Source organism: Cupriavidus sp. MEYA8, from assembly GCF_059278825.1.
Window position 1 is genome coordinate 178715 of the sequence record NZ_CM181222.1, and the last position, 12743, is coordinate 191457.

Sequence of the window (12743 nt, forward strand, 5' to 3'; positions counted from 1 at the left end):
CGTGGTTGCGACGCTGCCCCTGTGTGTCGCAATCTGATCCAATGTCTCGATACAGGCAAGACACGCCATCAAGGAAAAACCCCCGCCGCCACGGCGTGGCGGGCGGGGGTCATGAGGGATCGGCGGACCGGTCTAGCGGATCTTGGCGCGCGCCATCTTGCGGTACAGCGTTGCGCGCGAGATGCCGAGCGCGCGCGCGGCTTCGGAGCGGTTACCGCTGAGCTCGTCGAGGGTGCGCTGGATCAGCGCGTCCTGCGCCTGCGCCAGCAGCATCGGCTGGCCCGCCGCGGGCAGGATGTCAGTCACTGCCACGCGCGTTGCAGCATCCAGCCAGCTTTCGTCCAGGTGCTCGCGCCGGATTTCCTCGCTGAGGCCAGACAGCGCCACCGCAGTGCGCAGCACCTGGTGCAGCTCGCGCACATTGCCGGGCCAGGCATGCGACATCAGCAGCGCCATCACATCGGCATCGAGCGCCTTGCGCCGGCCGCGCGCCAGCGTCTGCAGCATCGCCGCGATCAGCTCGGGCAGGTCGGTGCGGTCGCGCAACGCCGGAACGCGGATCGCCATGCCGTTGATGCGGAAATACAGGTCTTCACGGAAGGCGCCCTGCCGCACCAGTTCCGGCAGGCTGCGGTGCGTGGCGCAGATCACCGACAGGTCGACCGGGATCGGCTTGGCCGCGCCGACGCGCGTGACGCAGCGCTCCTGCAGCACGCTCAGCAGCCGGGTCTGCAGTGCCAGCGGCATGTCGCCGATCTCGTCGAGGAACAGCGTGCCATGGTTGGCCTGCTCGATCTTGCCCGCGCAGCCGCCGCGGCGGCTGCCGGTAAAGGCGCCGTCGGCATAGCCAAACAGCTCGGCTTCGGCCAGCCCTTCGGGAATAGCCGAGCAGTTGATCGAGACAAAGTTGCCGTCCGGCCGGCTGCCCTCATGCAGCGCGCGCGCCAGCATGGTCTTGCCGGTGCCGGTCTCGCCCAGCAGGATCACCGGCACCTGCGCGCCGACCGCCATGCTGGCCTTGTCGAAGGCGCGCGCCAGCGTGGCATCGGCAATGAGGTGGCCGGCCAGCGGACCGGCGTCCTCGGCGCGTGGCGTGGCGCCACGGGAACGCGCACGTTGGGTTTCGCTCGCCGAGACATGCAGGCGCGCGCCGGCGACCGTGCGCACGACGCTTTGCACCGCGCCTCCGGGGCCATGCATGCCTTCGGCAAAGACGCTGCCGAGATCGATCGCGCCGATCTCGGCGCTGCCGAGCCGCAGCATATCGCGGGCGGTATGGTTTGCCGCCACGATCACGCCGTCGGCGGACACCGCCACGATGCCTTCCGCCGGCGTATGCAGCATGCGGCGGTCGTGGTGCAGGCGCACGATGCAGCAACCGGGCAGCCGCTCAAAGGTGCGATTGCCGATCGACGTGGCCGCCGCGCGCACATGGTTGATCGCGTAGGCCGGCAAGTCGACGCCGAAGCCGGTGATATCGAGCACGCCGATCAGGCGGTCATGGCAGTCATAGATCGGCGCGGCCGCGCAGACCACGTCGACCAGTTCGTGCAGGAAATGCTCGCCGCGACGGATTTCGACGGCACTGCCGCCCTCCGCCAGCAAGCAGCCGGGTGCGTTGGTGCCGATGCCGGTCTCGCAGATGCGCCGGCCATGCTGCAGCGGCGACGGCCCGCCAGGCCCAGCGCCCAGGCGCCCGTGGGAGGACACGATCACGCCTTCGGCATTGGTACACAGCACGATCCACTGCTGCGACGGAAAGGCGCCGGCCAGCACTTCCATGTCGGCGCCGGCCAGTTCGATCAGGGTCCGGTTCTCTTCTTCGCTGCGGCGGACTTCGCTGTGCGTGATGACATCCGAAAACAGCATGCGCTGCTCGGGACGCACGCCCGCACGCGCGGCACGCTGCCACGAACGCACGATCAGGTCGGACACCAAGCCGGCGGGGACATCCTTGCCATCGAGGAAGTCCCGCCGCGCGACGTTGGCATCGCACAGCAGGCTTGTCGGTGCAGGGGGCATTGCCTTGTCTCCAGTGGTCGGCGTCGCGCGGTGCCGCGAGGCGGCGGTCTGCGGCGATGCCGTGGCACGCCTGGCCGTCGTTGCGGCCGGGTCATCTATGCGCGCCGGACTGTGCTGCGGTGGTGGCGGCGCGAACTGGAAAGGTACTTTAAGAGAGCCCCCGGGCGAATTCAAGCGTTGCGTGGCAGGTTTGGCCAGGGCTGTCTCAGGTTGATGCAGGCGGTGTCTCAATATGAGACAAGCGCCCGGCATCGAGGGAAGCCCGCGCTACTAGAGTACTGGCTTGCCAATAGCCCTGGAAATCAGTTCGGCAGCGGCAATGACCTTATCCAGATCAACCCCCGTCTCCATCCCCAGGCTCGCCAGACGCTGCAGCAAAGCCTCGGTCGCCACATTACCGGTCGCGCCCTTCGCATACGGGCACCCGCCAAGCCCGGCTACGGAAGCATGGAAGATGCGGATGCCGGCTTCCAGGCTCGCCTCGACGTTGGCCAGGGCATGGCCATACGTGTCGTGGAAATGCCCGGACAGCTGCGCCAGCGGGAATTCGGTGGCCGCGGCCAGCATCACGATCTTTACCTTGTCTGGCGTGCCCACGCCGATGGTGTCGGCGATATCGATCTCGTCGCAGCCCAGCTCTCGCATGCGCCGCACCACGTCGACCACGGCATCGACCGGCACCTCGCCCTGGTAAGGGCAACCGAGCGCGCACGACACACTGGCGCGCAGGCGCACACCCTTGGCCTTGGCGGCCGCGGCAACGGGCTCGAAGCGCGCCATCGACTCGGCGATCGAGCAGTTGATGTTCTTCTGCGAGAACGCCTCGCTGGCCGCGCCGAAGATCACGACCTCGTCGGCGCCTGCTGCAAGCGCGCCTTCCAGGCCCTTCATGTTCGGCGTCAGCGCGGAGTAGATGGTGCCGGGGCGCCGCCTGATCGCGGCCATGACCTGCGCTCCGTCAGCCATCTGCGGCACCCACTTCGGCGAGACGAACGATGCCACTTCGATATTGGGAAAGCCCGCGTCGGTGAGCTGGTCGATCAACGCCACCTTGGTCTCGGTGGGGATCAGATTCTTCTCGTTCTGCAGGCCGTCGCGCGGGCCGACTTCAACGACCTTGACCTTGTCCGCATGCATCTGCCGGATCTCCGTAAAAGTATCAGGTACCGAACGCCAGCAACTGGGCGCCTTCGGTGACCTGCTCGCCAACACCGTAGAGCACTTCGCTGACCACGCCGTCGGCCGGCGCGCTGATGGTGTGTTCCATCTTCATTGCTTCCATCACCAGCAGCGGCGTGCCGCGCGTGACCGTGCTGCCCGCCTCGACCATCACGGCGATGACCTTGCCCGGCATCGGCGCGGTCAGCTTGCCGCCCTCGCCTTCGGCCTCGCCGGCGTGGGACAGCGGATCGATCCAGCCCAGCAGCACCTGGCGGCCCGCGGAGAACACGTGGAAGTCGTCCGCCTCAGCATGAACATGTCCATGCACGCGGCGCGTGCCGAGGTCGATTCGGATATCGTCGGCCTTGCATACCGCGGAGAACGGCACGGACTGTCCGGCGTAGGCCAGCGTGCTGCCGCGCGCATTGACCTGCAGCGTCACGTCGAGCACCTGGTCGCCATAGCCGAAGCGCAGTTGCCGCGACGCGCCGCTGTTGAGCCGCCAGGCGCCGCCGTGAGTCCATGGCGAATGCCGGTCGGCAGCGTCGATGCGCAGTTCGCGCGCCTCGCGGTCCAGCAGCGCGGCGACCGCCAGCGCGACGGTGTCGATACCGATCGGCTCGGGCTGCGGGAACAGCTCGCTCTCGTTGCGCTCGATCAGCCCGGTGTCGAGATCCGCCGTGCGGAACGCCTGCGACGACACCAGCCGCTGCAGGAAGGCGACGTTGGTCGACAGTCCGACCACGTGATACGCCGCCAGCGCCTGCCGCATCCGCGCCAGCGCCTCGTCCCGGTCCTTGCCCCAGACGATCAGCTTGGCGATCATCGGGTCGTAGTACGGGCTGATGGTGTCGCCCTCGCGCACGCCGGCATCGATGCGGATGCCGGCCGGGCCATGGGCGTCCTCGCCACGCATGAACTGCACCGCAGGCGGCGTGCGCAGGAAGCGCAGCGTGCCGGTGGAGGGCAGGAACTGCTTGTCGGGGTTCTCGGCGTAGATGCGCGCCTCCAGCGCGTGGCCGTCGATGCGCAGTTGCTGCTGCGTCAGCGGCAGCGGCTCGCCGGCGGCGACGCGCAGTTGCCATTCGACCAGGTCCTGTCCGGTGATCATCTCGGTGACCGGATGCTCGACCTGCAGGCGCGTGTTCATCTCCATGAAGTAGAAGGAGCCGTCCTGGTTGGCGATGAACTCTACCGTGCCGGCGCCGACATAGCCCACCGCCTTGGCGGCGGCCACGGCGGCCTCGCCCATAGCGCGGCGGCGTTCTTCGGTCATGCCCGGCGCGGGCGCCTCTTCCAGCACCTTCTGGTGCCGGCGCTGCACCGAACAGTCGCGCTCGAACAGGTAGACGCAGTTGCCGTGGGTGTCGGCAAACACCTGGATCTCGATGTGGCGCGGACGGGTCAGGTACTTCTCGACCAGCACCTTGTCGTCGCCGAAGCTGGCGCTGGCCTCGCGCTTGACCGACGCCAGCGCGGCCTCGAAGCCATCGCCCGACTCGACCACGCGCATGCCCTTGCCGCCGCCGCCCGCGCTGGCCTTGAGCAGCACCGGGTAGCCGATGCGGTCGGCCTCGCGGCGCAGCAGCACCGGGTCCTGGTCTTCGCCGTGGTAGCCGGGCACCAGCGGCACCGACGCCTTTTCCATCAGCTGCTTGGCCGCGCTCTTGCTGCCCATCGCCTGGATCGCGGAGGCCGGCGGGCCGATAAAGACCAGCCCCGCCGCGGCGCAGGCCTCGGCGAAGGCTTCGTTCTCGGACAGGAAGCCGTAGCCCGGGTGGATCGCCTGGGCGCCGGTCTCCTTCGCCATCTCGATGATGTGGTCGGCGCGCAGGTAGCTGTCGCGCGCGGCGGCGCCGCCGATATGGACGGCCTCGTCGCAGAAGGCGACGTGGCGGGCATCGGCGTCGGCATCCGAGTACACCGCGACGGTGCGGATGCCGAGCCGGCGGCAGGTGGCGGCCACGCGGCAGGCGATCTCGCCGCGGTTTGCGATCAGGACTTTGGTGAACATGACTTCGCCTTTCGCTCCTCGCGGGGAGCGTTCTTGAATACGATTCTGGGATGCCTGGAGGGCAGGCTTACATGCCGAATTACATGCCGAATTACATGCGGAACACGCCGAATTTCATGTCCTCGATCGGCGCGTTCAGGCTGGCCGACAGGCCCAGCCCCAGCACCGTGCGCGTCTGCGCGGGATCGATCACGCCGTCGTCCCACAGCCGCGCGCTGGCGTAGTACGGGTGGCCCTGGTGCTCGTACTGGTCGCGGATCGGCTGCTTGAACGCATCCTCTTCCTCCGCGCTCCACTTGCCGCCTTTCGCTTCGATACCATCGCGGCGCACCGTCGCCAGCACGCTCGCCGCCTGCTCGCCGCCCATCACCGAGATGCGCGCGTTCGGCCACATCCATAAAAAGCGCGGCGAATAGGCACGCCCGCACATGCCGTAGTTGCCGGCCCCGAACGAGCCGCCGATGATCACCGTGAACTTGGGCACCTGCGCCGTCGCCACCGCGGTCACCATCTTGGCGCCATTGCGGGCGATGCCTTCGTTCTCGTACTTGCGCCCCACCATGAAGCCGGTGATGTTCTGCAGGAACACCAGCGGGATCTTGCGCTGGCAGCACAGCTCGATAAAGTGCGCGCCCTTCAGCGCCGACTCCGAGAACAGGATGCCGTTGTTGGCGACGATGCCGACCGGGTAGCCCCAGATGCGCGCAAAGCCGCACACCAGCGTGGTGCCGTAGCGCGCCTTGAATTCGTCGAACTCGGAGCCGTCGACGATGCGCGCGATTACCTCGCGCACGTCATAGGGCTTGCGCGTGTCGGTGGGGATCACGCCATACAGTTCTTCCACCGGGTACAGCGGCTCGACCGGCTCGTGCAGGCGGATCTGGTCCGGCTTGCGGCGGTTCAGGTGCTGCACGATATTGCGCGCCAGGCTCAGCGCGTGGTGGTCGTTCTGCGCGAAGTAGTCGGCCACGCCGGACAGGCGCGTATGCACGTCGGCGCCGCCCAGGTCCTCGGCGCTCACCTCCTCGCCGGTGGCGGCCTTCACCAGCGGCGGGCCGCCCAGGAAGATAGTGCCCTGGTTCTTGACGATGATCGACTCGTCGCTCATCGCCGGCACGTACGCGCCGCCGGCGGTGCACGAGCCCATCACCACCGCGATCTGCGGGATGCCCTGCTTGGACAGGTTGGCCTGGTTGTAGAAGATGCGGCCGAAGTGGTCGCGGTCGGGGAACACGTCGTCCTGGTTGGGCAGGTTGGCGCCGCCGGAATCGACCAGGTAGATGCACGGCAGGTTGTTCTGCTCGGCGATCTCCTGCGCGCGCACATGCTTCTTGACCGTCATCGGATAATACGTGCCGCCCTTGACGGTGGCGTCGTTGCAGACGATCACGCACTCCTGCCCGGCCACGCGGCCGATACCGGTGATGATGCCCGCGCCCGGCGCGGCATCGTCATACATGTCGTAGGCGGCAAGCTGCGACAGCTCCAGGAACGGCGTGCCCGGGTCGAGCAGTTGCTGCACGCGGTCGCGCGGCAGCAGCTTGCCGCGCGACAGGTGCTTGTCGCGCGCGGCCTCGCCGCCGCCTTCCGCCAGCTTCGCGATCTTTGCTTCCAGGTCGGCAACCAGTGCCTGCATTGCCTGCGCGTTGGTCTTGAACGCTTCGGAACGCGCGTTCAGCTTTGTCTCAATTGCCGCCATATCAGCCTCGGCCAGTCGGTTCGTTGTAGGGTGCAGCCATCGCGTGGTGGGCTTACATCGTTTCCGCGAACAGCTCGCGGCCGATCAGCATGCGGCGGATCTCAGACGTGCCGGCGCCGATCTCGTACAGCTTGGCGTCGCGCCACAGGCGCCCGGCCGGGTATTCGTTGATATAGCCGTTGCCGCCCAGGATCTGCACGGTCTCGCCCGCCATCCAGGTGGCCTTCTCGGCCGTGTACAGGATCACCGCGGCGCAGTCCTTGCGCACCTGGCGCACGTGGTCGCTGCCGAGCGCGTCCAGGTTCTTGCCGACCGTGTACAGGTAGCTGCGCGCCGCCTGCAGCGTGGTGTACATGTCGGCCACCTTGCCCTGGATCAGCTGGAATTCGCCGATGCTCTGGCCGAACTGCTTGCGGTCGTGGATATACGGCGTCACCACGTCCATGCACGCCTGCATGATGCCGACCGGGCCGCCCGACAGCACGGCGCGCTCGTAGTCCAGCCCGCTCATCAGCACCCTGGCGCCGCTGTTCTCGGCGCCGAGGATGTTCTCGGCCGGCACCTCCACGTCCTCGAACACCAGCTCGCCGGTGTGCGAGCCGCGCATACCCAGCTTGTCCAGCTTCTGCGCCACGGAGAAGCCCTTCATGCCCTTCTCGACGATAAAGGCGGTCATGCCGCGCGCGCCCAGCTCGGGCTCGGTCTTGGCGTAAACCACCAGCACGTCGCAGTCCGGGCCGTTGGTGATCCACATCTTGGTGCCGTTGAGCACGTAGCGGTCGCCTTTCAGTTCCGCGCGCAGCTTCATGCTGACCACGTCGGAGCCGGCGTTGGGCTCGCTCATCGCCAGCGCGCCGATCCATTCGCCCGACACCAGCTTGGGCAGGTACTTCGCCTTCTGCGCGGCCGTGCCGTTGCGGTGGATCTGGTTCACGCACAGGTTCGAGTGCGCGCCGTACGACAGGCCCACCGACGCCGAGGCGCGGCTGATCTCTTCCATCGCGATCATGTGCGCCAGGTAGCCCATGTTGGCGCCGCCGTATTCCTCGGCCACGGTGATGCCGAGCACGCCGAGGTCGCCCATCTTCTTCCAGGCGTCCATCGGGAACTGGTCGGTGCGGTCGATCTCCCCCGCGCGCGGGGCCAGTTCGGCCTGGGCCCAGGTACGCACGGAATCGCGCAGCATCTCGATGTCTTCGCCGAGGTCGAATTTCAGGCCGGGCAAGGTAGTCATGGCAGTGTTGTCTTGAAAGTTCTGGTAATCGATGTCGGCGTGGGGATCAGGCCGTTTTGGATTCGCTGAGGTTCAGGTCGCGCACCATCTGGTCGCGCATCACGAACTTCTGCACCTTGCCGGTCACCGTCAGGGGCATCTCGTTCACGAAGCGGATGTAGCGCGGGATCTTGTAGTGGGCGATCTGGTTGCGGCAGAACTCGCGGATCTCTTCCTCGGTGGCGCTTTCGCCCGGCTTGAGCACGATCCACGCGCACACTTCCTCGCCGTACTTCTGGTCCGGCACGCCGAACACCTGCACGGCCTGGACCTTGGGATGGCGGAACAGGAATTCCTCGATCTCGCGCGGGTAGATGTTCTCGCCGCCGCGGATCAGCATGTCCTTCACGCGGCCGACGATATTGCAGTAGCCCTCTTCATCGATGGTGGCGAGATCGCCGGTATGCATCCAGCCATCGCGGATGGTTTCGGCGGTGCGGGCTTCGTCGTCCCAGTAGCCGAGCATCACCGAGTAGCCGCGCGTGCACAGCTCGCCCTTCTCGCCCACCGGCACCGTGGCGCCGGTGGCATCGACCACCTTGACTTCCAGGTGTGGCTGGATGCGGCCGACGGTGGTGGTGCGCTTGTCCAGCGGATCGGTGGTGCTGCTCTGGAACGAGACCGGGCTGGTCTCGGTCATGCCGTAGGCAATCGTCACCTCGGACATATGCATCTGCGATACCACGCGCTTCATGGTCTCGATCGGGCACGGCGAGCCGGCCATGATGCCGGTGCGCAGCGAAGAGAAGTCATAGTCGCCGAAGCGCGGATGGTCGAGCTGCGCGATAAACATGGTCGGCACGCCGTGCAGCGCGGTGCAGCGTTCCTCGCTGACGGCCTGCATGGTGGCTTCCGGCTCGAAGGCTTCGCCCGGGAACACCATCGCTGCGCCGGTCGAGACGCACGCCAGCACCGCGAGCACCATGCCGAAGCAGTGGTAGAACGGCACCGGGATGCACAGCTTGTCCTGCTCGGTAAAGCGCATCGCCATGGCGATAAAGCGCGCGTTGTTGACGATGTTCCGGTGCGTCAGCGTGGCGCCCTTGGGCGCGCCAGTGGTGCCGCTGGTGAACTGCACGTTGATCGGGTCGTTGCGGTCGAGCTGCGCGGTGATGGCGTCGAGCGATTCGCGGCCCACGCCGGCGCCACGCGCCACCACGTCGTCATAGCGGATCATGCCCGGGGTCTCGCCCGCGCCCATGCGGATCACCCAGCGCAGCGACGGCAGCCGCGCGGCCTGCAGCGCTCCCGGCTCGCTGGTAGCGAGTTCCGGAGCCAGCGCCTGCAGCATCTCCAGGTAGCGCGAGGTCTTGAACGCCTCGGCCGCGACGATGGCCTTGACGCCAACCTTGTTCAGCGCGTACTCCAGCTCGGACAGCCGGTAGGCCGGGTTGATATTGACCAGCACCAGCCCGAGCCGCGCGGTGGCAAACTGCGTCACCACCCATTCCACGCGGTTGGGCGACCAGATGCCGACGCGGTCGCCACGGACCAGGCCGAGCGCGTGCAGCCCCGCCGCCAGCGCATCGATGGCCTCGGCGAACTGCTGCCAGGTCCAGCGCACGCCCTGCTCGCGGAAGGCGACCGCGTCACGCTGCGCAAAGCGGGCGACGGTCTGCGCCAGCAGCTCCGGCACCGTCTGCTCGGACAGAGGGATATTGGTTTCGCCTCGTACATGCGACAGCCCGCCCAGGGGCAGGATGGTGGATTGGGACTCGCCCTGCATCGTCATACTGGTCTCCAAAGCTCGGTGGCGTTCCGTGCGCCCGGCGTTTTGTGAGTATCACTCAATTCACGCCGTGGTCATTGTCTTTGATGGGCTGGCGGGACATCACATCAGGGAAATCCCTTAAATCCTTCGGCACCTGCCCTCGCCCGCCGGTGCGGCCTGTGGCGCCGACGAGTGAAAAGTACACGCTCGGGAGGCAGAACGCAATATTAATTTTGAGCTTTACTCAAGTTTTGGCGAGCGGCGCACTATAATCCTCGCCACGAGACCGACGTCCACACCCCCGACAACATGGAAGACACCAGTTCCCGGCGCCGCGTTCCCGCCGGAGCCAAGGCCGAGCAGCGCATCCGCGACATCCTGCGCGTGAGCCGCGACGTGTTCGCCGAGCTTGGCTACGAGCGCGCCACCACCACCGAGATCGCCCAGCGCCTGGGCGTCTCCGAGGGGACGGTCTTTACCTATTTCCACGGCAAGCGCGAGCTGTGCGTGCGCGTGATCGAAGACTGGTACGACGAGATCATCAGCACGCTGGAACAGGGCATGCCGCACGGCCAGCCCACCAAGGCGCAGCTGGAGTTCTACGTGAAGACGCACCTGCGCCTGTTCCTGATCCAGGGGACCGGGCTGTGCGCGCTGGTGCTGTCGGAAGGCCGGGCCAAGGGGCCCGGGCTGGGCGAGGTGTTCCTGCCGCTGCAGCGCCGCTATACGGCGCCGCTGATGGATCTGCTGGCGCGGGCGCGCAGCAATGGCGAGATCCGTGGCGACCTGCCGCTGAGCCTGCTGCGCTCGGCCATCCTGGGGCCGATGGAACACATCCTGTGGGATGCGATCGCGCGGCAGCGCGAGGTCGATATCGAGAAGACCGCGCGTGACATGGTGGCGCTGCTGTGGCCGGCGCTGCAGCCGGTGGACCTGGAGCTGGAGAAGCTGCGGGGCTTCTACGGCGAGGTCAGCGCGGCACTGCGCAAGGCGACGAAAGACTGAGGCACGCCGGCGTGGGGCCGGCGTGCTGGCTGGCGTGCGTAAGGCTTACTTGCCTGGCGCTCAGGCGCTGAAACCGCCGTCGATCATCAGGCTGGCGCCTGTGACAAAGCCCGCTTCAGGACCCGCGACATAAGCCACCATGCCGGCAATCTCCTCCGGCGTGGCATGCCGCTGCAACGCCATCAGGCTATGCAGCGCCGCGCCGAAATCCCCCGCTTCCGGGTTCATGTCGGTATTGGTCGGTCCCGGCTGGATGTTGTTCACGGTGATGCCGCGCGGCCCCAGGTCGCGTGCCATGCCCTGCACCAGCCCCAGCAGCGCGGACTTGCTCATTGCATACGCGCTGCCGCCGGGGAACGGCATGCGTTCGGCATTGGTGCTGCCGATGTTGATGATGCGGCCGCCCTCGCCCATGTGCGTCAGCGCCGCCCTGGCCGCCACGAACACCGCGCGCACATTGACGGCCAGGGTCTCGTCGAAGTCTTCCAGCGACAGGGTCTCTACCGATCCCAGCCGCAGCACGCCGGCGTTGTTGACCAGGATGTCAAGCTTGCCGAACTGGCGCGCAGCGTCGTCGATGGCGCGGGTCAGCGCGGCGGCGTCCGCGGCGTCGGCCTGAAACGCCAGCGCGCGTCCGCCGGAGGCTTCCACTTCCTCCGCCAGCGCGTTGGCGCCGGCCGCGGAGCTCTGGTAGGTGAAGGCGACGGCGGCGCCTTCGCGCGCCAGCCGGCGCACGATTGCCGCGCCGATGCCGCGGGCGCCGCCGGTAACGAATGCAGTTTTTCCTGTCAGGGTGGCCATGGAATGCTCCGGGAAATGGTTGGTTGGCAAACCCAGTATCGTTCGCGGATTGCCCCTTCGCTAGCCACAAGCCGGCATCAGCTTTTTCAACCGTTGGTATAAGCTGAGGCCATGGAAGCCCTGAACCTGCTCGAATCCTTTGTCCGGAGTGCCGAAGCCGGCAGCTTTTCGGCGGCGGCACGCCAGCTCGGCATGACGCCAGCGGCGGTCAGCAAGAACGTGGCGCGGCTGGAGTCGCACCTGGGCTTGCGGCTGTTCCAGCGCAGCACGCGCCAGCTGACGCTGACCGCCAGCGGCGAGCAGTTCCTGCGGCAGGTCTCGGGCCCGTTCTCGACCTTGCGCGATGCCTTTGCCAGCGCCTCGCAGGACGCCGGCAAGCCAGCGGGCACGCTCAAGGTCAGCATGGCCCTCGCCTTCGGCCGCGAACACCTGGTGCCGCTGCTGGGCGAGTTCCTGCAGCGCTATCCGGCGATCGTGCCGGACTGGCATTTCGACAACCGCCCCGCGGAGCTGATCCAGGACGGTTTTGACGCGGCCATCGGCGGCGGCATCGAACTGACCGACGGCGTGGTGGCGCGCGAACTGGCGCGGACCTGCATCGTCGCGACCGCATCGCCCGCCTATATGGCGGGCAGGCCCATGCCGGGCCACCCCGGCGAGCTGGCCGCGCTGGACGGCATCGTGCGGCGCTCGGGCCCGACCGGCCGGCTGCGCACCTGGACGCTGCGCAGCGAGTCGGGCGAAGAAGCACCGGTCACGCAGCGCACGCGCATGATCTTCGACGACCCCGAGGCAATGGCGCACGCGGCCATGCTCGGCTACGGCGTGGCCCTGCTGCCGACGCCGCATGCGGCGCGATGGCTGGAAAGCGGTGCGCTGGTGCGCCTGCTGCCCGGATGGCATGCCGACAACGGGCCGATCTCGCTGTACTACCCGAACAAGACGCTGCTGCCGCCGAAGACGCGCGTGTTCATCGACTTCGTGGTAGCGGCGTTCCGCGACCACGGGCTGGCGGCGCGCTTTGATGCCGGCATCCGGCCGGTGCGTTAAGCCGCGC

The 12743-nt window shown here is 67.4% G+C and carries 9 protein-coding genes; 2 read left to right on the plus strand and 7 right to left on the minus strand.

The annotated features are described in order from the left end of the window. Nucleotides 1-132 precede the first annotated feature (132 nt). The 6 genes from AC5WJ1_RS17895 to AC5WJ1_RS17920 all read right to left on the minus strand — a co-directional run bounded on the left by AC5WJ1_RS17895 (nt 133) and on the right by AC5WJ1_RS17920 (nt 9901). Nucleotides 133-2022 carry a sigma-54-dependent Fis family transcriptional regulator gene (locus AC5WJ1_RS17895; protein WP_135703854.1) on the minus strand — a complete coding sequence of 630 codons (1890 nt, stop codon included), beginning with the start codon at nt 2020-2022 and terminating at the stop codon, nt 133-135. A 270-nt stretch (nt 2023-2292) separates the two neighbouring features. Next, nucleotides 2293-3159 (minus strand): hydroxymethylglutaryl-CoA lyase, encoded by an 867-nt coding sequence (locus AC5WJ1_RS17900; protein ID WP_494476833.1) that lies wholly within the window; start codon nt 3157-3159, stop codon nt 2293-2295. Between the two features lie 22 nt (nt 3160-3181). Beyond that, entirely contained in the window at nt 3182-5197 is a 2016-nt protein-coding gene (locus AC5WJ1_RS17905; protein WP_494476834.1) for an acetyl/propionyl/methylcrotonyl-CoA carboxylase subunit alpha, read from the minus strand. 91 nt (nt 5198-5288) lie between these two features. After that, nucleotides 5289-6896 (minus strand): carboxyl transferase domain-containing protein, encoded by a 1608-nt coding sequence (locus AC5WJ1_RS17910; RefSeq protein WP_135703851.1) that lies wholly within the window; start codon nt 6894-6896, stop codon nt 5289-5291. A 52-nt stretch (nt 6897-6948) separates the two neighbouring features. After that, a complete protein-coding gene (locus AC5WJ1_RS17915; protein ID WP_135703850.1) occupies nt 6949-8130 on the minus strand; it encodes an isovaleryl-CoA dehydrogenase in 1182 nt (393 codons plus the stop codon). A 46-nt stretch (nt 8131-8176) separates the two neighbouring features. Continuing rightward, entirely contained in the window at nt 8177-9901 is a 1725-nt protein-coding gene (locus tag AC5WJ1_RS17920) for an AMP-binding protein (RefSeq protein WP_195431631.1), read from the minus strand. A 288-nt stretch (nt 9902-10189) separates the two neighbouring features. Here AC5WJ1_RS17920 and AC5WJ1_RS17925 point away from each other — a divergent pair, with 288 nt between their 5' ends. Next, a complete protein-coding gene (locus AC5WJ1_RS17925; RefSeq protein WP_135703848.1) occupies nt 10190-10885 on the plus strand; it encodes a TetR/AcrR family transcriptional regulator in 696 nt (231 codons plus the stop codon). 60 nt (nt 10886-10945) lie between these two features. On the opposite strand, the gene AC5WJ1_RS17930 is transcribed toward AC5WJ1_RS17925, so the two are convergent. Beyond that, nucleotides 10946-11686: an SDR family oxidoreductase gene (locus AC5WJ1_RS17930; RefSeq protein ID WP_135703847.1), complete on the minus strand. Its 741-nt coding sequence runs from the start codon at nt 11684-11686 to the stop codon at nt 10946-10948. Nucleotides 11687-11797: 111 nt separating this feature from the next. Between AC5WJ1_RS17930 and AC5WJ1_RS17935 the strand changes: the two genes are divergently transcribed. Beyond that, nucleotides 11798-12736 (plus strand): LysR family transcriptional regulator, encoded by a 939-nt coding sequence (locus AC5WJ1_RS17935; RefSeq protein WP_135703846.1) that lies wholly within the window; start codon nt 11798-11800, stop codon nt 12734-12736. The last annotated feature ends 7 nt before the right edge of the window (nt 12737-12743 follow it).

Excerpts from the sequence above, each read along its gene's own strand:
- AC5WJ1_RS17895 (WP_135703854.1), bottom strand. The coding sequence starts at position 2,022 with ATGCCCCCTGCACCGACAAGCCTGCTGTGCGATGCCAACGTCGCGCGG.
- AC5WJ1_RS17900 (WP_494476833.1), bottom strand. The coding sequence starts at position 3,159 with ATGCATGCGGACAAGGTCAAGGTCGTTGAAGTCGGCCCGCGCGACGGC.
- AC5WJ1_RS17905 (WP_494476834.1), bottom strand. The coding sequence starts at position 5,197 with ATGTTCACCAAAGTCCTGATCGCAAACCGCGGCGAGATCGCCTGCCGC.
- AC5WJ1_RS17910 (WP_135703851.1), bottom strand. The coding sequence starts at position 6,896 with ATGGCGGCAATTGAGACAAAGCTGAACGCGCGTTCCGAAGCGTTCAAG.
- AC5WJ1_RS17915 (WP_135703850.1), bottom strand. The coding sequence starts at position 8,130 with ATGACTACCTTGCCCGGCCTGAAATTCGACCTCGGCGAAGACATCGAG.
- AC5WJ1_RS17920 (WP_195431631.1), bottom strand. The coding sequence starts at position 9,901 with ATGACGATGCAGGGCGAGTCCCAATCCACCATCCTGCCCCTGGGCGGG.
- AC5WJ1_RS17925 (WP_135703848.1), top strand. The coding sequence starts at position 10,190 with ATGGAAGACACCAGTTCCCGGCGCCGCGTTCCCGCCGGAGCCAAGGCC.
- AC5WJ1_RS17930 (WP_135703847.1), bottom strand. The coding sequence starts at position 11,686 with ATGGCCACCCTGACAGGAAAAACTGCATTCGTTACCGGCGGCGCCCGC.
- AC5WJ1_RS17935 (WP_135703846.1), top strand. The coding sequence starts at position 11,798 with ATGGAAGCCCTGAACCTGCTCGAATCCTTTGTCCGGAGTGCCGAAGCC.